The sequence below is a fragment of the Azospirillum sp. TSO5 genome (genome assembly GCF_003116065.1).
Lineage (GTDB): Bacteria > Pseudomonadota > Alphaproteobacteria > Azospirillales > Azospirillaceae > Azospirillum.
Map to the genome: position 1 here is coordinate 115,446 of NZ_LGQY01000032.1, position 23,012 is coordinate 138,457.

Here is a 23,012-nt window from a genome sequence, read left to right on the forward strand (position 1 = left end):
TCGGCGGGTCCCCTCCCTCTCCCGGGGCGGGAGAGGGCTTTGCCGGCCCGCAGAACCCAACCTCACCCCTCCCGCACGCTCACATGCACGTTCACCCCGCCCTCGCGCTCCAGCAGCGCGGCGGCTTGCGCCTCCTCGTCCGGCGTGTCGATGCGCACCCACAGGATGACGCCGCCGGCTTCCAGCGCACGGGTGAACTCGTCGGGTTTGGGGTGGCTGGTCAGTTCGTCCAGATAGTCCTTGATGGCGGCACCGCCGACGCCGGCCGCGACGAGAGCCGCCAGCGCCGCCTCGATCGGGCCGCCGACGATGGCGATCAGACCGGCGGTGGTCAGGGGAAAGGCGTATTTCAGCTCGCCCACCAGACCGGTCAGCGCCTCGTCCCGCGGTTTGCCCTTCGGATCGGCGGCGTCCAGCGAGGCGTGGCTGGCCAGGACCGACAGGTCGGCCCGGTCGAAGCCGGCCGCCAGCAGCGCCTCCACCGCACGGTCGAAACCGGCGCGGGTGGAGAAGAGGGCAACGACCTCCCGCACCTCGGCGGGTACGGTTTCCTCGGTCATTTGCGTCATGATGGTCGTCTCCCTATTTTTCAGCTTGCCCCATTGTAGCGACCGGCGGTGCGCGCCCGTCAACCGCAACAGGGACGGACCCCGAGTCGTTCGTGCGCGTCTGATTGTCCCATGCTCGGCCAAGCGGCCTATCCCGCGGCCGCATATCCCGTGATAGGGTGCGCGCCTGATAAAACACCCACCCAAGGCCCCGTGGTTCCCGTGTCCGACACCGCAGAAATCGTCATTCCGCCCGACGCCACGCCGATGATGGCGCAGTATCTGGAGATCAAGCAGGCGCATCCCGATTGCCTGCTGTTCTACCGGATGGGCGACTTCTACGAGATGTTCTTCGAGGATGCGGTGAATGCCGCGGCGGCGCTGGACATCGCGTTGACCAAGCGCGGCCAGCATCTGGGCGAAGACATCCCGATGTGCGGCGTGCCGGTGCACAGCCACGAGAATTACCTGCAGCGCCTGATCCGCCAGGGCTTCCGCGTCGCCATCTGCGAACAGATGGAAGACCCGGCGGAGGCGAAGAAGCGCGGGTCGAAATCGGTGGTGAAGCGCGGCGTCATCCGCATCGTCACCCCCGGCACTTTGACCGAGGACAGCCTGCTCGACGCCCGCTCCTCCAACTGGCTGGCGGCGGTGGCGGAGACGGCGGGCGGGCTGGGGCTGGCCTGGCTGGAGATGTCGACCGGCGAGCTGGTGGTGCAGCCGGTGGAGCGGACGGGACTCGGGGCTGCACTGGGGCGGCTCGATCCGCAGGAAGTGCTGATTTCGGAGAAGCTGAGCCAGACGCCGGAGCTGTTCGAGCTTTGGGGGGAATGGAAGTCGCGGCTGACCGTGCAGCCCAACCCGCGATTCGACAGCGAGAACGGCAAACAGCGCCTGCTGAGCCAGTATGGAGTCGGCACGCTCGACGCCTTCGGCACTTTCAGCCGGGCGGAGGTCGCGGCGGCCGGCGCGCTGGTGGGGTATGTCGAGCTGACGCAGAAGGGGCGCGTGCCCCGGCTGTCGCCGCCGCGCCGGCTGGGGCCGGGCGCGGTGATGGAGATCGACGCCTCCACCGCCCGCAATCTTGAACTGACGCGGACGCTGAGCGGGGAGCGGCGCGGCAGCCTGCTCGCCACCATCGACCGCACGGTGACCGGGGCCGGCGCCCGGCTGCTCTGCGCCCATCTGGCGGCGCCGCTGACCGATCCGGCCGCCATCGGCCGCCGGCTGGACATGGTGGAGTTTGCGCTGGCCGAGGATCGGCTGCGCGTGGAGCTGCGCGGCGCCTTGCGGAGCTGCCCGGATCTGGAACGGGCGCTGTCGCGGCTGACGCTGGGGCGCGGGGGTCCGCGCGATCTGGCGGCAATCCGCGACGGGCTGCGGCAGGCCGGGCTGATCCGCGAGCTGCTGGCAGGATCCATGCCGCTGCCGGACGGTCTGGCGGCGCTCGACAAGCGGCTGGGCGCGCATTCGGAACTGGTCGACCAGTTGAGCCAAGCGCTGGCGCCGGAATTGCCGCTGCTGGCGCGTGACGGCGGCTTCATCGCGCGCGACTACAGCTATGCGCTGGACGAGCTGGTGACGCTGCGCGACGAGAGCCGGCGGCTGATCGCGGGGTTGCAGACGAAATACGCCGAGATCGCCGGGGTGCCGTCGCTGAAGGTCAAGCACAACAACGTGCTGGGCTATCACATCGAGGTCACCGCCGCCCATGCCGACAAGCTGATGTCGGACCGGGCCCGCGAGGTCTTCATGCACCGGCAGACCATGGCAAACGCGGTGCGATTCGGCACGGTGGAGCTGTCGGATCTGGAACGGCGGATCTCGGAAGCCGCCGACCGGGCGCTGGCGGTGGAGCTGGAGCTGTTCGGCGGGCTGGTGGAGGCGGTCGCGGCGAAGGCCGATGCCATCGCCCAGGCGGCCCATGCGCTGGCGGCGCTGGACGTCGCGACATCGCTAGCGGAACTGGCGGAGGAGCGGCGCTACAGCCGGCCGCTGGTGGACGACAGCCTGGGCTTCACCATCAAGGGCGGACGGCATCCGGTGGTGGAGGCGGTGCTCGACGCCGCCCATGGCGGGCCGTTCGTGGCAAACGACTGCGACCTTGCGCCGGAAAACCGGCTTTGGCTGCTGACCGGTCCGAACATGGCCGGTAAGTCGACCTTCCTGCGGCAGAACGCGCTGATCGCGGTGCTGGCGCAGATGGGCAGCTTCGTGCCGGCGGAACAGGCGCATATCGGGGTGGTGGACAGGCTCTACAGCCGCGTCGGCGCTGCCGACGATCTGGCGCGCGGGCGCTCCACCTTCATGGTCGAGATGGTGGAGACGGCGGCGATCCTGAACCAGTCGGGCTCCCGCGCGCTGGTGATTTTGGACGAGATCGGACGCGGCACGGCGACCTTCGACGGGCTGTCGATCGCCTGGGCCTGCGTCGAACATCTGCACGACGTGAACCGCTGCCGGGCGCTGTTCGCCACGCACTATCATGAACTGACGATGCTGGCGGCGAAGCTGCCGGCGCTGTCCTGCCACACCATGCGCATCAAGGAATGGCAGGGCGACGTGGTGTTCCTGCACGAGGTGACGGCGGGGGCGGCGGATCGCAGTTACGGCATCCACGTCGCCAAGCTGGCCGGCCTGCCGCCGGCGGTGGTCGGGCGGGCCGACGAAGTGCTGAAGCTGTTGGAGTCGGGCGACCAGAACGCGACGATCCACCGGCTGGCGGAGGATCTGCCGCTGTTCAGCGCGGCGCTGAAGCGGCCGACGGCGAAGGCGAAGGTGGAGGTGGAGGTGGCGCCGGCCGGGCCTTCGGTCGTCGAAGAGGCGCTTGCCGGGATCGATCCGGACAGTTTGACGCCCCGGCAGGCGCTGGAGGAGCTGTATCGGTTGCGGGGGATGCTGCGCTGATTCCTCGTAGATCCCTTCTCCCCCCTGGGGAGAAGGTTAGGATGAGGGGGTTCGGCACAGCCGAAGAGATCCTCGACGTGCATCCCCCTCACCCCGACCCTCTCCCCGGGGGGGAGAGGGGGGAATTCCTTACTGCCCCTGCACCAGCTCCCCATGGCGCTCGCAGCCGGCTTCGGCCAGTTCCACGAAGCGCTCGGTCACCTGATCCGGCTGCGTCACCTTGGTCGGGTCCTCGCCCGGAAACGCCTGGGTGCGCAGCTTGCTCGCCACCACGCCGGGGTCGATCAGGTTGACGCGCAGGGTCGAGCCGGCGACCTCCATCGCGTAGGTCTTCACGATCATCTCCAGCGCCGCCTTGCTGGCGCCGTAGGGCATCCAGTAATGGTGCGGCGCCTTGGCGGCGGCCGAGGTGACGAAGATGGCGCGGCCGGTGCCGGACGCGCGCAGCAGCGGGTCCATCGAACGGATCAGGCGGAAATTCGCCGTCACGTTCAGGTCCATCACCCGCGCCCACAGCTTCGGATCATACTGGGCGACCGGGCCGAGCGCTTCCAGGGCACCGGCATTGCCGACGACGATGTCCAGCTTGCCGAAACGCTGGTAGAGCGCGTGGCCGAGCTGGTCGATCTTGTCGTAGTCGCGAAGATCCATCGGCACCAGGGTCGCCGACTGGCCGGAGATCTTCTGGATGGCGTCGTCGGTCTCCTCCAGCCCGCCGACGGTGCGGGCGACCAGGACCAGATGGGCGCCTTCGGCGGCGAAGCGCTTGGCGACGGCGGCGCCGATGCCGCGCGATGCACCGGTGACGAGGGCGATGCGGCCGGAGAGACGGGACATGGGGACGACTCGTTTCCTGGGTTTTGTTCGTTCACATATGAAAAACCCTCTCCTAGGACGGGAGAGGGTTCAAGGTCAGGCGCGGACGGGGACGTTCGCCTCCGCCGGCGGGCTTTCCAGCGCGTCGGTCAGCGGGATCGGATAGTCGCCGGTGAAGCAGGCGTCGCAATAGCCGAGATTGGCCGGGTCGCGCTTCTCCTCGCCCATCGCCCGGTACAGGCCGTCGAGCGAGATGAAGGCGAGGCTGTCGGCCTGGATGAACTCGCGCATCTGTTCCACCGTCATGCGGTGGGCCAGCAGCTTGCCCTGCTCCGGCGTGTCGATGCCGTAGAAGCAGGGGTGCGAGGTCGGCGGGCTGGAGATGCGCATGTGCACCTCGGCGGCACCGGCGGCGCGGACCATCTCGACGATCTTCTTCGAGGTGGTGCCGCGGACGATGCTGTCGTCCACCAGCACGACGCGCTTGCCCTCGATCATCGCGCGGTTGGCGTTGTGCTTCAGCTTCACGCCGAGATGGCGGATCTGGTCGGTCGGCTCGATGAAGGTGCGGCCGACATAATGGTTGCGGATGATGCCGAGGTCGAAGGGCACGCCGGCTTCCTGGGCATAGCCCAGCGCCGCAGGCACGCCGCTGTCGGGGACCGGCACGATCACGTCGGCGGGTACGCCGGCCTCGCGGGCCAGTTCACGGCCGATGCGCTGGCGGGCCTGATAGACGGAGGTGCCCTCCATCACGCTGTCGGGGCGGGCGAAGTAGATGTATTCGAAGATGCACAGGCGGCGCTGCTGCGGCTGGAACGGGCGCAGGCTGTGGACGCCGCTGCCGTCGATGACGATCATCTCGCCCGGCTCGACGTCGCGGACATATTCGGCGCCGACGATGTCGAAGGCGCAGGTCTCGCTCGCCAGCAGATGGGTGTCGCCCAGCTTGCCCAGCACCAGCGGACGGACGCCGAGAGCGTCACGTACGCCGATCACTTCCTTGGAGGTCAGCGCCACCAGGGAGAAGGCGCCCTCGACCTGCCGAACCGCCTCGATCAGGCGGTCGACCGGCGAGCCGCCGCGGGCGGTGGCCATCAGGTGGACGATGACCTCGGTGTCGGTGGAGGACTGGAACAGGCAGCCGCGGCGGACCAGTTGGCGGCGCAGCGCCTGGGCGTTGGTCAGGTTGCCGTTGTGGGCCAGCGCGAAGCCGCCGAACTCGAAATCGGCGTAGAGCGGCTGGACGTTGCGGATCGAGGTGTCGCCGGTGGTGGCGTAGCGCACATGGCCGATGGCGCTGCCGCCCTTCAGCTTGGCGATGATCGCCTCGGAGCTGAAATGGTCGCCGACAAGGCCCAGCGTGTGCTGGAGATGGAAGCGCCCGCCGTCGAAGCTGACGATGCCCGCCGCCTCCTGCCCGCGGTGCTGCAGGGCGTGCAGGCCCAGCGCCGTGATGGCGCCCGCCTGTGGGTTGCCGTAGATGCCGAACACGCCGCACTCTTCGCGCAGCTTGTCGTCGTCGAACGGATGCGTCGTCAGCATCACCAGAAGTCCTTCGTCCAAGAGGCGCCCTGGGGCGCGTCAGCACATGCAACGAAAAAACGGTCCACAAACGTCGATAGCGCCGAAACCGAGCGGTCAAGCTCAGCGGGCGTTGTTCTGCATCAGCCTTTCAAGGTCGGCGCGGTCGCGGTCCTTATAACCGGTATCGGGCGCCTGCGCACCCCCGGTCTTCGCGGGGCTGGGCACCGGTGTCGACAGGCGGTCGAGCGCCTGCTTGGCCTCCATCGCCTGACGCGCACGGTCGCGCGCCATGTCCATCTGGCCGAGCCCTTCCTTGCGCAGGTTCTCTGGCACGAAGGCATAGAGGGTCTCGGCGCCGGCGGCCAGGAAGGGACGGGTCTTCGCCTGCTGCAGCCACACCGGCTGTTCGGCCGGATTGGGCACCAGCCAGAGGAAGAACAGGTAGGCGATGGACACCAGGATGCCACCCTTCACCAGCCCGAAGGCGAAGCCCAGCGTGCGGTCCAGCGCCGACAGCGCGGACGCCTGGACCCCGCGCGACAGGCTGCGCCCCAGCAGCGACAGCACGATCAGCGCAACGATGAATACGCCCACCGCCGAGGCGGCGTAGGCCAGCATCTCGAAGCGGATGTAGATCTGCGCGTAGGGAAGGACATGGGGCAGCGCGTAGAGCGTGATGATCGCAGCGCCGGCCCAGGCGGCGACCGACACCACCTCGGCCACCAGCCCCCGGCTGAAGGCCAGAAGCGCGGCCAGAAGCACGACGGCGATGACGACGATGTCGACCGGATTGACGGGAAGATTGTCCATGTCCCTGTGCCGATTGCCTGTACCGATTGATGAGGTACCGATTGATGACGGGGGTGCGGTCAGATGTATTCGTCGTCGCGCCAGCGGCGCGTGTCGTTGTCGTCATGAGGGCGACACGAGGGCGGGCGGCCGGAGGAGCCCTGCGGCTGGAACAGCGGCATCAGCTCGCCCAATTGCTGGAGTTCGACCGTCTTGAGGCCGTTGTCGCCGCGGCTGCCCTTCTTGCCGGTGCGACGCGCCGGGAAGATGGCGGAGGAGAAGCCGAGCTTCGCCGCCTCCTTCAGGCGCGTGTCGCTCTGGCCGACGGCGCGGACCTCGCCCGACAGGCCGATCTCGCCGAACACCACGGCGTCGGCGGGCACCGGTTCCCCGGTCAGCGAAGACACCAGCGCGGCGGCGACGGCAAGGTCGGCGGCGGGTTCGGTGATGCGCAGGCCACCGGCGACGTTCAGATAGACGTCGTTGGCGCCGATCTGCACGCCGCAGCGCGCCTCCAGCACCGCCAGCACCATGGCGAGACGGGCCGAGTCCCAGCCGACCACCGCGCGGCGCGGCGTGCCGAGCGGCGACGGGGCGACCAGCGCCTGCACCTCCACCAGGACGGGGCGGGTGCCCTCCATCCCGGCGAAGACGGCGGCGCCGGACACGTCGCCGCGCCGTTCGGCCAGGAACAGGGCGGACGGGTTGGCGACCTCGCCCAGCCCGGCGTCGCCCATCTCGAACACGCCGATCTCGTCGGTCGGGCCGAAGCGGTTCTTCACCGCGCGCAGGATGCGGAACTGGTGGCCGCGCTCGCCTTCGAAATAAAGGACGGTGTCCACCATGTGCTCAAGCACGCGGGGACCGGCAATCATGCCTTCCTTGGTGACATGGCCGACCAGAAGCAGGACGACTCCGCGCCGCTTGGCGACGCGGATCAGCTCCTGCGCGCTGGCGCGGACCTGGGCGACGGTGCCGGGGGCGCTGTCCAGATTGTCCATATACATGGTCTGGATCGAATCGATGACGATCACCTCCGGACCCTTGGCGTCGTCGAGCGAGGCGACGATGTCGCGCACGCTGGTGGCCGACGCCAGATCGACGGGAGCGGTGGCGCAGCCAAGGCGCTGGGCGCGCAGGCGCACCTGATCGACCGCCTCCTCGCCCGAGACGTAGGCGCAGCGGTGGTCCTGCGACAGCCGGGCCATCGCCTGGAGCAGAAGGGTCGATTTGCCGATGCCGGGGTCGCCGCCGATCAGGATGGCCGAGCCGGGAACCAGCCCGCCGCCGCAGACGCGGTCGAACTCGGCGATGCCGGTCATGCGGCGCGGCGGCGCCTCGCTGGAGCCGTGCAGGCCGACGAAGTCGATGCGGCGGCCGCGGGCCGTACCCAGCCCCTTGGGCGCGCTGTCGGGCGCCGCCTCCTCGACGAGGCTGTTCCATTCGCCGCAGGCGTCGCACTTGCCTGCCCATTTCGGGAAGGAGGCGCCGCAGGCCTGACAGACATATCGGGTGGTGGGCTTCGCCAAAGGTCTGGTAGTCCGATGGGGATAGGGCCCGCCACATATAGCAAGCCGTTCCGCCGAATCCTACGTTTGCAGGGGTGGAATGCAGGAGCTTTTTTCGGACCGGTGCCGTGATAGCTTGTTGCGCTGTCTGCGGATGGGCGCAGCGGTTGAAGAGTGTCAGAGGAATTACGTGACGGATGAAGGTCTGATGGACAGGGAAGGACGGCGGATCGTGCTGCACGGTCCGGAAGGGTTCGAGGCGGTGCGGAAGGCCTGCCGGCTGGCGGCCGAGACGCTGGACTACATCGCGCCCTTCGTGGTGCCGGGGGTCAGCACCGGGCGGCTCGACAAGCTGATCGAGGAATTCCAGCGCGACCGCGGCGGCATTCCGGCGACGCTGGGCTATCAGGGCTATCCGGCCAGCAGCTGCATCTCGCCCAACCATGTCGTCAACCACGGCATCCCCAGCGACGACAAGAAGCTGGTCGATGGCGACATCGTCAACATCGACGTCACCGTGATCCTCGACGGCTGGTACGGCGACAGCAGCCGCATGTATTTCGTCGGCGAGAAGATCGGCGTGAAGGCGCGCAAGCTGGTCGACCTGACCTGGCGCTGCATGATGGCCGGCATCGCCCAGGCCAAGCCGGGCAATCATCTGGGCGACATCGGCCATGCCATCCAGACAATGGCGGAGGCGGCGCGCTGCTCCGTCGTGCGTGATTTCGGCGGGCACGGCATCGGACAGGTCTTCCACGGCGCCCCCCATGTCGACCATTTCGGCAAGCCCGGCACCGGCGTGGAGCTGCGCCCCGGCATGATCTTCACGGTGGAGCCGATGATCAACGCCGGCCGGCCCGAGGTGAAGATCCTGTCCGACGGCTGGACCACGGTCACCCGCGACCGCTCGCTGTCGGCGCAGTTCGAGCACCAGATCGGCATCACCGAAGATGGCTGCGAGATCTTCACGCTCTCCCCCGCCGGCTTCACCCAGCCTCCCTATGGAAACGCCGCATGAGCGACGAACAGAAGCCATGGGAGGTGCTGGGCAGCCGCGAACTGCTCGACGCCAGCCCATACCTGAAGGTGCGGGCGGAGACGGTGCGGCTGCCGGACGGGCGGACGGTGGAGAATTTCTATCAGCTGGATCAGCCCGACTTCGCCTTGATGTATGTCGAGACCGAGGACGGCAAGGTCGTGATGCTGCGCACCTACAAGCACGGGGCGCGGCGGGTCAGCCTGACCTTCCCGGCCGGCGCCATCGACCCTGGCGAGGAGCCGTTGGAGGCCGCCAGGCGCGAGCTGCTGGAGGAAACCGGCTATGCCGCCGACGATTGGACGGCGCTGGGCGGCTTCGTCGTGGGTGCGAACTCCAAGGGCAGCACCTGCCACATGTTCCACGCCAAGGGCGCCCGCAAGGTGGCCGAACCGGACCTGGGCGACCTGGAGGACATGAGGATCGAGTTGCACAGCGCGCGCGACCTGATTGACGCGGCGGCGCGCGGCGATTACGCGGTGCTGCCGGTGATCGCCATGCTGGGGGCGATGCTGATGCCGGAGCTGCGCGAAGGGCTGGGCATGGCGGCGCGGAGCGTACGATGACGAACGGCGCACTGACGGCCGAGCGGCTGATCGAACTGCTGGGGCTGCAGCCGCACCCCGAGGGCGGCTGTTACGTCGAGACCTATCGCGCGCCGGCGGATGGCGGGCGCGGGGCGGTGACGGCGATCTATTTCCTGCTGCGGGCGGGGGAGCGGTCGCACTGGCACACAGTGGATGCCGTGGAAATCTGGCTCTGGCATGGCGGGGCGCCGCTGGAGCTGTTGATCTACGAGGACGGCGGGACGGTCGAGCGCCGCCGGCTGGGGATGGACATCGCGGGCGGCGAACGGCCGCAGGCGGTGGTGCCGGTCGGGGCGTGGCAGGCGGCGCGGAGCCTCGCCGACGGGCCGGACGGCTGGTCGCTGGTGAGTTGCACCGTGGCGCCGGCCTTCGAGTTTGCCGGATTCAGGATGGCGCCGGACGGGTGGGAGCCTGGGGAGAACCTGTGAGGGGCGGCTGACCGCCCGCCCTCCCCCGGTGTTCGGACCACTACGGCATGCACACATTTCCAATCATTGCTAATCCTCTGGAATAAAAGGACATTCCCGTCATCCCCGCGAAGGCGGGGATCCAGAGTTTCCAGTGCAAAGGCTTGCCAAGTCTGGATTCCCGCCTTCGCGGGAATGACGGCCAAAGAAGTGATTTTACTCCAATACCTTACATGACGCTGAGATCTGTGCATCCCATAGGTTCGGACCGGGAGAGGGTTTGGCTCGCGGTTCAATGCTGCACGTCAGCCCTTCTCAAACGAATCCCTCATAGACCACCTCCGTCATCATCCCCGTCGTCATGTGCAGCAGGTTGTGGCAGTGCAGCGGCCAGCGGCCGGGGTTGTCGGCGTCGAAGGCGACGGTCACGCTGGCCATCATCGGCACCAGAACGGTGTCGCGCACCGCCCCCGTCACCGGCCGGCCGTCGATCGCCACCACCTGGAAATGGTGGCCGTGCAGGTGCATCGGATGCGCCATCATCGAGGCATTCTCGAAGGTCAACTCCACCCGCTGGCCCTGGCGGACCAGCAGCGGCCGGTGTTCGCCGAACGTCCTGCCGTCCAGGCTCCAGACATAGGGCATCATCGACCCGGTCAGCTGAATCCGCCGCGTCTGGTCGGCTGCCCGCGCCGCCAGCGGCGTCATCGCGACCAACTGCCGTTCCAGCGACAGGTCCAGCGCGTCGGTCTCCCCCTGCCCCGTCTCCGCGACCTTCTCCACCGCCGCGCCGGGGGTGGCGAGGATGATGCCGGTGCGCTGCACCGCCCCTTCGCGCAGAGCCAGGATCGGGAAGGCACCGCCGTCGGCCGGCAGGGTCAGGCGGATGTCGAGCCGCTGCCCCATCGACAGGCCGAAACGGCTGCCCGCCACCGGTTGCACCGGGTTGCCGTCGACGGCGATCACCTGCCCGCTCAGCCGCCCTAGGTCGAGATGGAAGGCGGTGGAGGTGGCGCCATTGATGACGCGCAGCCGCACCCGCCCGCCGCGCTCCACCCGCACCACCTGCGGATCGGCAAGGGTGCGGTCGTTGGCGAGATAGGCGTCGTAATCGATGTCGTTCAGGTCCATCGCCATGCCGCCGGACATGCCCATCATGTCATGGCCGTTGGGCTGTGGCGTGGACGCATGCCCCATGGCGCCGTGGTTCATCTGGCCATGATTCATGGCGCCGTGGTTCATGGCCCCCTGCCCCATGCCGGCGGCACCATGTCCGCCATGCGCCATCCCGCCGGACGCCCCGCCCAGAGACGCCAGAATCTCGGCCGGGTCGCGGAAGGTGAAGTCATGCAGCAGGATGACCACCTCCTGCTCGTCGGCGCGGAGATCCTCGTCGCTGCGGACCACCAGCGGGGCGGCCATCAGCCGTTGTTCCTGCATCCCGTGGTGGGAGTGCATCCAGTGGGTGCCGGTGCGCGGCGCGAAGTCGTAGCGAACCGTCAGGCCGTCGCGGATCGTCGGCCGGTTCACGTCGGCGACGCCGTCCTGGACATAGGGCGGGGTCTGGCCATGCCAGTGGATGATGGCGTCCTCCCCGGCCCTGTTCGTGAGATCCACCAGAAAGCGCCGGCCGGGATCGAGGGTCAGCCCATGCGTGCCGTCGGGCTGGCGGATGCCGAACATGCTGGCGGCCTTGCCGTTCACCTCCAGGGTGCGGCGCTCTACGGTCAGGCGGATGGCATCGCCGGCAGTCGTGCCGGGAACGGGAGCGGCTGCCAGGACGGAGCGGGAAAAGGACGGCAGCAGGGCGGCACAGCCGCCGGCCACCGCCGTGGACAGCAGACGGCGGCGGGAAAGCGCGAGAGCCATGACGGACTCCGGATGATCTGGGGAAATGGGACGGATGACGGCGCCGCTCAGGACCCGCGGCGCAAGACCATCAACCCAGCCGGGGTGGCGGCAGATCGGGCCGCAGGCCCAGCCCCTCGCGCAACGGCCCGGCGGCCCAGCCCAAGCGCGGCCCCGCCGACCCGAGAGGCGACGCCAGCTCGGCACCCGGCAGCCCGACCGGCACGGCGGCGCAGGTCATCCCGCCGCAGCAGGGCTGCACCGCATGGTGCGGTCGGCCCGGCGCCTGCCGGCCATGGTCGACCCTGTTCGCATGCATCGCGTGCGACGTGCCGTGCGATGCGACAGCAGCCGGTGAACCCGGCCGCTCGTGCGGGCACGCGGCGGTGGCGGCACCCGACCACAGCAGCAGGCCGAGCATCACGAGGACCATCGCCCCCGCGATACCACCCAGCCTCCGTATCCAGTCGGCGACGCGCATTGGCACCGCACCGCTCCCGCTTGTTGTCAGCCTTTTCAGATAGGCCCGAGGGCAGAGCCGGTCAACCACCTCCGACCGCAGGACATGCCGTCTACCCATTCGGTCTTAGGCGTTTTCCCGAGCATGGAACTGCAACACACCGCCCCTATATTGGCGGTCACCCGAAACCAGCCCGAACCCTTCCAGATGTCCGCCTCCGCCCGTCCGGCCAACTTCCCGCAAACCGCGACCCGCCAGCTGCATTGCGCCTGCTGCGGCCGTCCCTTCGTCCGTCCGTCCATGCGGGGACCGGCGCCGCTCTATTGCTCGGTGGATTGCCAGAAGCAGATGCGGGTGCGCACGCGGGTGTGGAGCCAGCGCGACGACGCGCCCTTCGGCCTGCGCCGCGCCTCTTAGCCGTACCTTATTGGGGGTCAGCGAATCTCGACGGTCGCGCTGTCGCTGCGGCCGTCGGCGTCCAGCACGGTCACCCGCACCACTCCCGGCCCGGCCGGCCGCCACAGCACCTCGCGCGCGATGGGAGACTGGGCGATGCGCCGGCCGTCGATCAACCAGGACAGCGGGCGCCGCCCGCCGCTGGCGGTCAGGGTCATCGGTTCTCCCCTGCCATCCGGCCCCAGCGCCTCCAGCACCATGTCGCTGACCGGGAAGGTCAGGCGCAGGCGGTCGGTCTGGCGCGGGCCGGCCAACTCCACCTCGCCTGGCCGCAGGCGCCGCAGCAGTTCCGGCGGCGCGTCGTTGCGCACCGGCCCGGCGGGACGGCCTCGCTCGGCCGGCAGCCGGTCGAACACCTCGAACAGCAGCGGGGCGGCGGTGTTGCGGCCGTAATGGTCGGGGCTTGGCGTGCCGTCCGGCCGGCCGACCCACACCCCCACCGTGTAGCGGCTGGTCACGCCGAAGGCCCAGGCGTCGCGGAAGCCATAGCTGGTGCCGGTCTTCAGCGCCACCGGACCGCTGCCGCGCAGCTCCTGCGCCTGCACCACCCCCGGCGGCGGCGGGGAGCCTTCCAGGATCGCCCGCACCTGCTGCGCCGCAGTGGCCGACAGCAGCCTCTGCTCCGGCCCGTCCTGCTGCTCCGCCGCAGTGCGCAGCGGCGCCACCAACCCGTCGCGCGCCAGCCCGCTGTAGAGAGTCGTCATGTCCCACAGGCTGATCGAGGCCCCGCCCAGCGCCACCGGCAGCCCCGGCAGCGCCGTGCCACGGGGTAGCACCAGCCGGGCGCCGGCCTTGCGCAGCGCCTCGGCGAAGCGCAGCGGTCCGACGCGGTCGAGCACCAGCACCGCCGGCACGTTCAGCGAGCGCTGCAGCGCCTCCATCACCGTCAAATCGCCGGTGAAGCTGCGGTCGAAATTGCGCGGCGCCCAGTCGCCGAAGCGGGTGGAGACGTCGGCGATCTGGGTCAGCGGGTGGATGATGCCGTCGTCGAAGCCCAGCCCATAGATGAAGGGCTTCAGTGCCGACCCCGGCGAGCGCACCGCCCGCACCATGTCGATCGGCCCCTGCCGCGTCTCGTCCAGCGCGCCGGGACTGCCGAGATAGGCCAGGACAGAGCGGTCGCGGTTGTCCACCACCAGCACCGCCAGCCCGGCCTGCGGGTTCAGCGTCTCCGCCGCCCGGCGGGCCATCGCCTCGATGGCGTGCTGCAGCGTGCCGTCGATGGTGGTGGCGATCACCGGCCGGTGGGGTTCGGCGTTGCGCAGCCGGTCGGCCAGATGCGGGGCGGACGCCGGCAGGGACAGGCGGGCCGAGGGCACCGGCAGGGTCTTCGCCTCCGCCACCGCCTTGGGCGGCAGCGCGCCGGCCTCCGCCACCCGGTCCAGCACCTTGTCGCGCGCCGCCTGCGCCCGCTCCGGATAGCGGTCGGGCCGCAGGCGGGAGGGCGATTGCGGCAGCGAGACCAGCAGCGCCGCCTCCGCCGCGTCCAACTCCACCGGCGCCTTGCCCAGCAGCATCAGCGAGGCGGCACGGATCCCCTCGATGTTGCCGCCATAGGGGGCGAGCGTCAGGTACATGCTGAGGATGTCGCGCTTGCTGTAGCGCCATTCCAGCTGCGCGGCCCGCGCCGCCTCGATCAGCTTGGCGCCGAAGGTGCGCGGGCGCGGCTCCAGCAGGCGGGCGACCTGCATGGTGAGGGTGGAGGCGCCGGAGACCACCCGCCCGGCTCCCAGATTCTGCGTCGCCGCCCGCAGCACCGCCAGCGGATCGACGCCGGCATGGCTTTCGAAGCGCCGGTCTTCATAAGCCAGCAGCAACTCGACGAACAGGGGCGACACGTCGTCCACCGTCGCCGGCAGCCGCCACGCCCCCGCGCCGTTTGTGAAGACGCGCAGCGGCTGGCCCTTGCGGTCGGTGACCGTCACCGACAGGTCGGCCAGCCGGTCCAGCGGCGGCGGGAACAGCCGGTCTAGCGCCAGCGCCGTCCCCATCAGGGTGGCGACGCCCGCCGCCGCTAGCGCCAACCGCCGCACCCAAACCTTACGCAGCCAAACCCGCGCCAATCGTCACTCCGCCGGATGGACCGTGATCCGCCCGGTGGTCTGGCGGGCGAAGAAGCGCGGCTTGTACATGTCCTCCACCGTGGCGCCCGGCAGTTCATAGCTGCCGGGAGTGATGGCGCGGACGATGAAGGCCAGCTTGAAGGTCTGCTGGTCCTCCGTCAGGTCCACCGCGGCGACATAACGGTCGTCGCGCGCCTCGGTCGTGCGGGTGTAGCTGAGATCGCCCAGCCACTGCATCTCCTCCGGCGTGCCGCCGCCCAGCTTGGCGTTCTCGATCTCCCAGCCGGCGGGCAGCGCGTGGGTGACCATGCCCTGGTGGAACAGCTTGGTGTTGGCCTCGCCCTCCAGCACGACGACGAAGACGTCGTTCTGCTTGATGCTGTCGAGGTTCAGCGGCTCGCCCTTGCGGGTGAAGAAGTAGCGCTTGATGCGCAGCCCCTCGCGCGCCGCCGGCTGCGGCGCCACCGGCACGCCGGACAGCGACACCGCCTGCCACACCGCGGCCTTGCCGGCGTTGGCGACCGGGATGCCGGCCTTCAGCTGGGCCAGCGTCGGGGTCAGATCGACCCGCGGCCCTTCCTTCCGGGTGCCGCCCAGCGTCACCTCCGCCTTGGCCGGCGCGCCGCGCAGCAGGGCGTCGGCGGCCAGGACCGACCACGCCTTCTCCTGCGTGTTGGTGCGGTTGGCGGCGGTGGCCGACGCCGGCAGCCGGTCGATCAGCGCCGGGATGCGGGTGCCGGCCATGTCGACCTCGGTCATCAGCGCCACCAGCGCCGCGGCGTCGCGGACGGTGGAGCCGTAATCGACATGCCACTCCTCGCGCGCCAGATGGGCGACGGCGCTGTCGAAGGCGCTGGCCGCCCGCTCCTTGTCGCCCATGCGGGCGAGAGCCGCGCCGAGCTGCCCCTTGGCGAGCGGCGTCGGCAGCTTCTCCAGCGCGGTGTCGTGCAGGTAGCGCGCCGGCCCCGGCAGCGACACGCCGGCCAGCGCCAGCGTGTGCAGGGCATAGGCGCGCACCGCCAGTTCCTCCGGCTCGGTCGCGCTGGCGATGGCGCGCTGGCGCAGCCAGGACAGGGCGTCGGTCAGCGGCTTGTCCGGCACCGCCTCCCCCTTCTGCTTGGCGCGGACCAGGAACTCGGTGGCATAGGCGGTCAGCCAGCCGTCGGCTTCGTCATGGGCGCCCCACAGGCCGAAGGCGCCGTCGAAGCGCTGCTTGTCGAGCGTGCGGGAGATCGCCTGCTGGACCCGCGCCTCCAGCCCGTCGTCCGGCTTGCGGTCCTTGCCCAGCGCCAGTTCGACGTCGCGCACCACCAGCAGCGGCAGGGCGCGGCTGACCGTCTGTTCCAGGCAGCCGAACGGATAGCGGTCGAGCGCCCGCAGGATGCCGCCGACATCGAAAGGCGGCGCGGTGGTGAAGCTGGCCGACCAGCTGGTGGTCCCCGGCAGATAGGTGGCAAGCTCCGCCCCGTCGAAGCGGACGCTCTCGCCCGGCGCGATCTGGCGGGTGACGAACTGGGTCTCGACCGAGCGGGCCGGGCGGACGGTGATGCCGTACTCGTGGTTCAGCGCCAGATTCTCCGGCCCCTTCACCGCCACGGCGACATGGCCGATGCCGGCGGCGACGCCCTTCAGCGGCACGACCAGCGTCTTGCGCTCCCCCTTCGCCAGCGGAACAGAAAGATTGCTACCCTCCACCGATACGGCGTCTTGCGCGGTGACCACCACCTCGTAGGTGCCGGCCGCCGCCTCGACATTGTGCAGCGACAAGGTCACCCGGCTGTCGTCGCCGGGGGCGAGGAAGCGCGGCAGGATGGCGTCGGCCACCAGCGGATCGCGCACCGTCACCGGCCCGGCGGCGGAGCCGACCCGGCCGCGGCTGTAGGCGACCGCCATCAGCCGAAGCTCGCCGTTGAAGTCCGGCACGTCGAAGCCGATGCGGGCGGTGCCGTCGGCACCAAGCTTCACCGGCCCGTGGAACAGCGAGACCACGGTGAAGGGCACCACCGGCAGACCGGCACCGCTGGCATCGCCACCCTGGCGCATGGCGCCATAGGGGCCGTCGAGCGGGTCGATCAGCCGGCCGTAATCGTCGCGGATGTCGAGCCCGAGGCGACGCTTGCCGAAATAATGCTTCTCCGGCTGCGGACTGGCGAAGTCGGTCAGGCGCAGGATACCTTCATCCACCGCGGCCAGCGTGACATAGGTGTCCTCCATCGACCCGCCATCGGCGGCGGCGACCTTCACCCCGACCTCAAGCCGGCTGCGCGGGCGGATCACCTGCGGCGCGTCGAGCGACACCGTCATCGTGCGCACCGACGGATCGACGCCGACCCAGGCGACGCCCATGGCGCGCACCGGCTGGCGCTCCCGCCCCTTGACCGGCGGACGGTAGGCGGTGGCGGTGACATAGGCGCCGGGCCCCCAGGCGGCATCGACCGGGATTTCCACGGTCGCCCCCTCGGCCGGAACCGACAGAGTGCGGACGTCGAAGATGCGGTCGGTCGCCACCGTCACCAGCAGCTCGCCGGCGAAGGGCGGCGCGATGCGGATGCGGGCCGTCTCGCCCGGCTTGTAGGACTGCTTATCGGTGGAGACCTCCAGCTTGTCCGGGATGTCGGCGGTGTCGTCGCCGCTGGCCCAGCCGGAATAGAAGCGGTAGGAGCTGGCGACGCCGGCCGCCTTGTCCGTCACTTCCAGCCGGTAGCGGCCGAAGTCGCGCTTGCCGAGAGCCACCTGCGCCGGCTTGTCGGCGCCGACATCGACGGTTCCGGAGGCCAGCGGCACGTCGCGCACCGAGGCGTTGTAGCTGTAGCGGCCATCGCGGCGGTACCAGACGAAGGAGACGCGCTCCTCCACCAGTTCCCATTTGACGCCGGGCTTGGCGATGGCGCTGCCGTCCGGCGCCACGGCGACGAGGTCGAAGGCGGCATCGCCCCCCTCGCCGACCCGCCCGTCGGAGAAGCGCGGGCGCAGGCCCAGCGCATAGGTCTTGGGCCGCACCGGGACCGAGACCGACTTCTTCACCGGACGCCCGCCCGGCTCCGACAGGGTGACGCGGATGTCGGCGCGCAGCGGCTTGCTGGTGTCGGGCACCTCCGGCAGCGTCACGGCGATGTGCGAGACGCCCTGCTCGTCGGTGGTCGGGAATTCCAGCGGGTCGAGCCGCTCGGTCGGGTTGTCCTGCACCCGGCCGAAACGATAGTCCTTGAAGGCGGGATAGGGCATCGGGTCGGGTTTCAGCGCCACTTCGGCGGTGCCGTCCAGCCCGGCGGCCGGCGGGCCGTAGAGGAAGCGGCCCTGCGCCGTCACCTCGAAGGGCTGGCCCGGAACCAGGATCGGCGCGCTGGCGGTCAGGTCGAGCGCCAGCTTGACCGGCACGAAATCCTCGACCTGGAACCCGCCGCGGCCGATCGGCTCGCCCTTCGGGTCGCCATAGACCAGCACCTCCCAGCCGCCGAGCGGCGCGGTGCGGGTCAGGTTCAGCGGCAGGAAGAAGCCGCCGGCCTCCTGGCCCTTCAGGGCGCCGCTGTAATATTCGGTGCCGCTGGGACGCAGGACCTTCACCGTCAGCGGAAAGTCGCTCACCGCCTCCGTCTTGTCGTCGCGCAGCAGGATCGACAGGTTGACCGTCTCGCCCTGGCGATAGACGCCGCGGTCGGCATAGACGAAGGCATCCATCGGACCCGGCGCCGGACGCCCGCCGACCCCGCGGTCGCTGAGGTCGAAGGCGGCGCCGGTCAGGTCCTGCATGGCGAAGTCGGTGCCGAGATAGGCCATCACCATCTCGGGCGCATTGCCGCCGGTCTTCAAGAGGCCGGGCGCGAAGCGGGCACGGCCGGATTCGTCGGTCTTCACCCGCGCCAGTTCGGTGTTGTTGCGGGCGACCAGCGCCACATCCACCCCCGGCAGCGGCTTGGCAGTGCCGAAGGAGCGGGCGAACACGGTCAGGCCGTCGGCGCCGCGGAAGCTGGTCAGGCCGATGTCGGACAGCAGCACCCACTGGGTCGCCAGGGATTCCCAGCGGTCGCTCTCCTCCACGTCATGCGGACGGGCGGTGACGACATAGAGGCCGGCCTTGGGATCGTCGCCGACCGCCTGCCGGAAGGGGATCGCGGCGGTGGTGTCGCGGTTGCGCTCCCCCTTCACCTCCAGCGAGCCGGTCCAGACCAGTTCGCCATTCTCCTGGGCCAGCCGGTCGGCGGTATAACCAGTCAATTCGCTGAACAGGCTGGCGTCATATTTGTTGGAGACCAGCGCCCGGTCGGCGATGCGGTAGACCGACACGTCCAGCTTGTCGGTGTTGACGCTGATCACCGGGATGCCGTCGGCGCCCTTGCGCGGCAGGATATAGGCGGAGCCGCGGAAGGCCGCCATAGAGGGCCGGTCGGGCACGCGCACGCGCTGGGTCTCATCGGCCTTCAGCGCCACGCCGTCCTCGCCGGGCAGGCCCTGGCGCAGGGTGACGGTATAGCCGTTGCCATGGGTGACGCCGCGCAGGCACAGGCTGTTGTCACGCGCCTCGATGGCGGTCTTGGTCGGCGGCTCCACCCGGACATAGTCGTCGAAGCGCACGCCCTGCTTGGCGTTCAGCCGGTCGTTGAACTGGAAGCAGACGCGTGGGCTGCTGCCCTCGGCATTCACGGTCACGCCGGTCATCGCCAGCCCGGCCTTGCGGCGCATGGCGACATAGCGCTCCTCCAGCTTCGGCGCGCGGGCGTCGAGTGTCGCCGTGTCCAGCTTCGGCGCCAGCTCGCGAATCGCATTCAGCGCCTTCACCGCCTCGTCCGGCTTGCCGAACGCCTCGTCCATCAGGGTGGCGATGCGCCAGAGGATGGCGACACGCTCCTCGTCCTTCGGGTTGAACTGCCCGGCCATCACGGCGCTCTGCAGCGCACGGTCCTTGTTCGGCGGGGTGGCGGCCGTCCAGGCGGCGCTCAGCTCCAGCCAGACCGACGGCGAGCCACCGCCCTGGGTGATGGTCTTCTCATAGGCCTGGATGGCGCCGGCCATGTCCTTGCGGTCGCGGGCGGCATGGGCCTGTTTCAGCAGGTCGGCGATCACCTGCGGCTTGGGCTGCGGCGGCGATTTCAGCAGCAGCCCGTTGGCATAGGCGGTGGCGTCCGACAGCGCCCCCGGCGGCGTGTAGTCGGCACGGACCGGACCGGCCGCAAAAACCATCACCACCAGAATCCAAAGCAGCGTCAGCAGCCGTGCCATCTTATCGCCTTACAACCGGGAACCGAATCGAACCGGTTATAGCGCCGATAATCAGGCTGTTGCGATAGGCCGAACCGCCGATGCCACTTCTCGGTAGCCTACGCAATCCTCCCTTTCCCCAGGACGGGAGAGTGAAAATCCTCCACCGCCACGCGCACGAAGGCCCGTTCGGCGATGCTGCGGTAGCGGTCGCGGTGGCGAACCAAATGGAAAGGTCTGGCCGGCAGGTTCAGCCCCTCCAGCGCCACGATCCGCCCGGCCGCCAAATCCTCGGTCAGCATCAGGTCGGACAGCACACTCGCCCCCAAACCGGCGAGCAGAGCCGCGCGGATCATCCCGCCGCCGGGCAGCGTCATGGCGACATCCAGCCCGCCCGGATCCAGCCCCGCCCCGCGCACCGCCGCCTCGAACAGCGCGCGGGTTCCGGAGCCGGGTTCGCGCAGAATCCAGCGCCCGGCCGCCAACTCGTCCCGCCCCACCCGGCCAAGTCCGGCCCAGGGATGGGTGCCGCCCACCACCAGCCGCAGCCGGTCGCCCTCGACCGGTTCGCTGACCAGAGCCGAATCGGTCACCACTCCCTCGGCGATGCCCAGCTCGGCCCGGCCGTCGCGCACCGCCTCGGCCACCTGCTCGGTGTTGCCGATCGACAGGTCGACGCGGATGCCGCGATAGGCGGCGGCGAAGCGCAGCAGCCGTGGAGGCAGCCAGTGGTTGCCCACCGTCTGGCTTGCCGCCAGCCGCAGCGCGCCGCGCGACAGGCCCGACAGCTCGGCCAGCATGGTCCCGGCCTCGTCCACCTTCGCAAGGATGGCGCGGGCCTGACCGTGGAGAAGCTGACCGGCGGCGGTCAGCTCCACCCGCCGGCCGATGCGGTCGAACAGGCGCAGGCCATGCTCCGCCTCCAGCGCGGCGATGGCTGCGCTGACCGCCGGCTGCGACAGGTGCAGAACCTCGGCGGCACGGGTGAAATGCAGCATCTCCGCCACCGTGGCGAAGATGCGCAGCTGTTCCAGCGTCACGCGAACAGACCGGTGAAGGGCAGAAAGTCGACCAGATCGCCGGGATTCACCGCCGTGGCCTCCGCCGGCATGTCGACCAGCCCGTCGGCCTCCACCATCGAGGTCAGCACGCCGGAGCTGTTGCTGGGGAACTTCACGGCGACCGGACGGCCGTCCGCGCCACGCTCCAGCCGGGCGCGCAGGAACTCGCGGCGGCCGGGCTTCTTGGTGAAGGTGAAGTCGGCGACAACCAGACTGCGCGGCGTGGCGATGCCGGTCGCCCCGGACAGGCGCAGCACCAGCGGCCGGCCGACCAGCAGGAAGGTCACCATCGCCGACACCGGATTGCCGGGCAGCCCCAGGAAGGGCGTGTCGCCGACCCGGCCGAGCGCCAGCGGCTTGCCCGGCTTGATCGCCAGCGTCCACAGATCGATGGAACCCAGCGCATTCACCGCCGCCTTGACATGGTCCTCCTCGCCGACCGAAACGCCGCCGCTGGTGACGATCAGGTCGGCGGTGCCGGCGGCCTCGGCGAGGGCGGCGCGGGTGGCGTCCGGCCGGTCGGGCAGGATGCCGAGGTCGCGCACCTCCACCCCCAGCGCGTCGAGCTGGGCGGCCAGCGTATAGCGGTTGGCGTCATAGATGGCATGGTCGGGCTTGGGCGTTCCCGGCTCCCGCAGCTCGTCGCCGGTGGAGAACAGCACAACAGTCAATCGCTTGCGCACGGTCAGGCTGGAGCGGCCGACCGCGGCGGCAAGCCCGACCTCCTGCGCGCGCATGCGCTGGCCGGGATGCAGCACCACCGCGCCGGCGGTCATGTCCTCCCCCGCCAGACGCACGTTGGAGCCGCGCTTCAGCGAGGCCGGGACCAGCACGGCGTCGCCGTCGGTCCGGCAATCCTCCTGCATCGCCACGGTGTCGACCCCGGTGGGCACCGGCGCGCCGGTGAAGATGCGCACCGCCTGCCCCGCCCCAACGATGCCGTCGAACGTCGATCCGGCCGGCACACGCCCGACGATGTCCAGCCGCCGGAACCCCTCCCCGGCCGCGGCGGCGAAGGCCCAGCCGTCCATGGCGGAGACGTCGGCCGGCGGCACATTGACCGGCGCCACCACCTCCTCCGCCAGCACGCGGCCGAGCGCCTGGCGCAGCGGCACCTCCTCCGTCCCGGTCACCGCGCCATAACCCTGCGCGACGCGGGCGACCGCCTCGTCCAGCGACAGGGGAATGGGGCCGTGTGCGGAGCAATCGTCCATGGTCTCGGTGTCCTTGATAAGGTGGGCCGGCCGGGCACCGGCGGAATTGCGGTCAGACTCCGCCCTTCCTATCGCCAACTGCAGCCCACGACGTTGATCCGCGTCAAGGCTCTGATTGGACATGGCGGCATTCCGGCCGCTCAGGCGGTCTCCGCCCGCAGCCAGTCCAGATAGTCCGGGTTGCCGCGCCCCAGCGCCAGTTCGACGACGCAGGGGGTGTCGTAGCTGTGCAGGTCGCGCACGCGGGCGGTCAGCCGGTCGAACAGGGAGGATCGGGTCTTGGCGATCAGCACCGCCTCGTCGGCCTGCTCCACCGCGCCGTTCCAGCGATAGACGGAGGTCATGCCGTCCAGCACGTTGGCGCAGGCGGCCAGCCGCTCCTCGACCAGACTGCGGCCGATGCGCAGCGCCTCCTCCTTCGAACCGGCGGTGATGTAGGCGAAGACCAGACCGTCGTCTTGGGCTTCAGGGCGGGTCGTTGGGCTGGTTTCCGGCATGGGGAAAGCCCCCTCCTTTTCGATGCACCTGTGCCGCGCTTTCGCGTAGGATGCCCGCACTTTGCCACAGCCCCCATGGGGGCCGGCAATCC

Annotated in this window: 17 protein-coding genes; 5 read left to right on the forward strand and 12 right to left on the reverse strand. The window is 69.9% G+C overall.

Going from position 1 to position 23,012, the window contains the following annotated elements; all coding sequences use genetic code 11:
* Window positions 1–62: 62 nt before the first annotated feature.
* Window positions 63–569: a hypothetical protein gene (locus TSO5_RS10070; protein ID WP_109151452.1), complete on the reverse strand. Its 507-nt coding sequence runs from the start codon at window positions 567–569 to the stop codon at window positions 63–65.
* A 246-nt stretch (window positions 570–815) separates the two neighbouring features.
* Between TSO5_RS10070 and mutS the strand changes: the two genes are divergently transcribed.
* Window positions 816–3,455, forward strand: coding sequence for a DNA mismatch repair protein MutS (gene mutS / locus TSO5_RS10075; protein WP_109151546.1), 2,640 nt, complete (start codon window positions 816–818; stop codon window positions 3,453–3,455).
* A 129-nt stretch (window positions 3,456–3,584) separates the two neighbouring features.
* On the opposite strand, the gene TSO5_RS10080 is transcribed toward mutS, so the two are convergent.
* The 4 genes from TSO5_RS10080 to radA form a co-directional block, all read right to left on the reverse strand.
* Window positions 3,585–4,292 carry an SDR family NAD(P)-dependent oxidoreductase gene (locus tag TSO5_RS10080; RefSeq protein ID WP_109151453.1) on the reverse strand — a complete coding sequence of 236 codons (708 nt, stop codon included), beginning with the start codon at window positions 4,290–4,292 and terminating at the stop codon, window positions 3,585–3,587.
* A 75-nt stretch (window positions 4,293–4,367) separates the two neighbouring features.
* Complete coding sequence (purF, locus tag TSO5_RS10085; protein WP_109151454.1) at window positions 4,368–5,816, reverse strand: amidophosphoribosyltransferase; 1,449 nt, start codon at window positions 5,814–5,816, stop codon at window positions 4,368–4,370.
* Between the two features lie 102 nt (window positions 5,817–5,918).
* Window positions 5,919–6,608: a CvpA family protein gene (locus TSO5_RS10090; protein ID WP_109151455.1), complete on the reverse strand. Its 690-nt coding sequence runs from the start codon at window positions 6,606–6,608 to the stop codon at window positions 5,919–5,921.
* 59 nt (window positions 6,609–6,667) lie between these two features.
* Complete coding sequence (gene radA, locus TSO5_RS10095) at window positions 6,668–8,116, reverse strand: DNA repair protein RadA (RefSeq protein WP_109151456.1); 1,449 nt, start codon at window positions 8,114–8,116, stop codon at window positions 6,668–6,670.
* Between the two features lie 187 nt (window positions 8,117–8,303).
* Here radA and map point away from each other — a divergent pair, with 187 nt between their 5' ends.
* Genes map through TSO5_RS10110 form a run of 3 tightly spaced genes read left to right on the forward strand, consistent with a single transcriptional unit; the run spans window position 8,304 to window position 10,146 of the window.
* Window positions 8,304–9,113, forward strand: a complete 810-nt coding sequence (gene map / locus TSO5_RS10100; protein ID WP_109151457.1) for a type I methionyl aminopeptidase — start codon at window positions 8,304–8,306, stop codon at window positions 9,111–9,113.
* Window positions 9,110–9,697, forward strand: coding sequence for an NUDIX hydrolase (locus TSO5_RS10105; RefSeq protein WP_109151458.1), 588 nt, complete (start codon window positions 9,110–9,112; stop codon window positions 9,695–9,697). The genes map and TSO5_RS10105 overlap by 4 nt, the downstream gene beginning before the upstream one ends.
* A complete protein-coding gene (locus TSO5_RS10110; protein WP_109151459.1) occupies window positions 9,694–10,146 on the forward strand; it encodes a cupin domain-containing protein in 453 nt (150 codons plus the stop codon). Before TSO5_RS10105 ends, TSO5_RS10110 begins: the two co-directional genes overlap by 4 nt.
* A 294-nt stretch (window positions 10,147–10,440) precedes the next feature.
* Here the strand turns inward: TSO5_RS10110 and TSO5_RS10115 are convergent, their stop codons facing one another.
* Together TSO5_RS10115 and TSO5_RS10120 are read right to left on the reverse strand one after the other, a co-directional pair.
* The gene (locus tag TSO5_RS10115) at window positions 10,441–11,994 is read right to left on the reverse strand and encodes a multicopper oxidase domain-containing protein (protein ID WP_109151460.1); all 1,554 of its coding nucleotides are present in this window, start codon (window positions 11,992–11,994) and stop codon (window positions 10,441–10,443) included.
* A 70-nt stretch (window positions 11,995–12,064) separates the two neighbouring features.
* Window positions 12,065–12,460, reverse strand: a complete 396-nt coding sequence (locus tag TSO5_RS10120) for a hypothetical protein (RefSeq protein WP_146203720.1) — start codon at window positions 12,458–12,460, stop codon at window positions 12,065–12,067.
* Window positions 12,461–12,577: 117 nt separating this feature from the next.
* On the opposite strand from TSO5_RS10120, the gene TSO5_RS10125 reads away from it, so the two are divergent.
* Window positions 12,578–12,850, forward strand: coding sequence for a hypothetical protein (locus TSO5_RS10125; protein WP_247870685.1), 273 nt, complete (start codon window positions 12,578–12,580; stop codon window positions 12,848–12,850).
* Window positions 12,851–12,867: 17 nt separating this feature from the next.
* On the opposite strand, the gene pbpC is transcribed toward TSO5_RS10125, so the two are convergent.
* From pbpC to cutA, 5 genes are all read right to left on the reverse strand, one after another.
* Entirely contained in the window at window positions 12,868–14,952 is a 2,085-nt protein-coding gene (gene pbpC, locus TSO5_RS10130) for a penicillin-binding protein 1C (RefSeq protein ID WP_247870686.1), read from the reverse strand.
* A gap of 3 nt (window positions 14,953–14,955) precedes the next feature.
* Window positions 14,956–20,169 carry an alpha-2-macroglobulin gene (locus tag TSO5_RS10135; protein WP_109151464.1) on the reverse strand — a complete coding sequence of 1,738 codons (5,214 nt, stop codon included), beginning with the start codon at window positions 20,167–20,169 and terminating at the stop codon, window positions 14,956–14,958.
* 98 nt (window positions 20,170–20,267) lie between these two features.
* Window positions 20,268–21,188 carry a LysR family transcriptional regulator gene (locus tag TSO5_RS10140; protein WP_109151465.1) on the reverse strand — a complete coding sequence of 307 codons (921 nt, stop codon included), beginning with the start codon at window positions 21,186–21,188 and terminating at the stop codon, window positions 20,268–20,270.
* Complete coding sequence (gene glp / locus TSO5_RS10145) at window positions 21,185–22,423, reverse strand: gephyrin-like molybdotransferase Glp (protein WP_109151466.1); 1,239 nt, start codon at window positions 22,421–22,423, stop codon at window positions 21,185–21,187. Before glp ends, TSO5_RS10140 begins: the two co-directional genes overlap by 4 nt.
* 140 nt (window positions 22,424–22,563) lie before the next feature.
* Entirely contained in the window at window positions 22,564–22,920 is a 357-nt protein-coding gene (gene cutA / locus TSO5_RS10150; protein ID WP_109151467.1) for a divalent-cation tolerance protein CutA, read from the reverse strand.
* Window positions 22,921–23,012: the final 92 nt, after the last annotated feature.

Excerpts from the sequence above, each read along its gene's own strand:
- TSO5_RS10070 (WP_109151452.1), bottom strand. The coding sequence starts at position 569 with ATGACGCAAATGACCGAGGAAACCGTACCCGCCGAGGTGCGGGAGGTC.
- mutS (WP_109151546.1), top strand. The coding sequence starts at position 816 with ATGATGGCGCAGTATCTGGAGATCAAGCAGGCGCATCCCGATTGCCTG.
- TSO5_RS10080 (WP_109151453.1), bottom strand. The coding sequence starts at position 4,292 with ATGTCCCGTCTCTCCGGCCGCATCGCCCTCGTCACCGGTGCATCGCGC.
- purF (WP_109151454.1), bottom strand. The coding sequence starts at position 5,816 with ATGCTGACGACGCATCCGTTCGACGACGACAAGCTGCGCGAAGAGTGC.
- TSO5_RS10090 (WP_109151455.1), bottom strand. The coding sequence starts at position 6,608 with ATGGACAATCTTCCCGTCAATCCGGTCGACATCGTCGTCATCGCCGTC.
- map (WP_109151457.1), top strand. The coding sequence starts at position 8,304 with ATGGACAGGGAAGGACGGCGGATCGTGCTGCACGGTCCGGAAGGGTTC.
- TSO5_RS10105 (WP_109151458.1), top strand. The coding sequence starts at position 9,110 with ATGAGCGACGAACAGAAGCCATGGGAGGTGCTGGGCAGCCGCGAACTG.
- TSO5_RS10110 (WP_109151459.1), top strand. The coding sequence starts at position 9,694 with ATGACGAACGGCGCACTGACGGCCGAGCGGCTGATCGAACTGCTGGGG.
- TSO5_RS10115 (WP_109151460.1), bottom strand. The coding sequence starts at position 11,994 with ATGGCTCTCGCGCTTTCCCGCCGCCGTCTGCTGTCCACGGCGGTGGCC.
- TSO5_RS10125 (WP_247870685.1), top strand. The coding sequence starts at position 12,578 with ATGGAACTGCAACACACCGCCCCTATATTGGCGGTCACCCGAAACCAG.
- TSO5_RS10135 (WP_109151464.1), bottom strand. The coding sequence starts at position 20,169 with ATGGCACGGCTGCTGACGCTGCTTTGGATTCTGGTGGTGATGGTTTTT.
- glp (WP_109151466.1), bottom strand. The coding sequence starts at position 22,423 with ATGGACGATTGCTCCGCACACGGCCCCATTCCCCTGTCGCTGGACGAG.
- cutA (WP_109151467.1), bottom strand. The coding sequence starts at position 22,920 with ATGCCGGAAACCAGCCCAACGACCCGCCCTGAAGCCCAAGACGACGGT.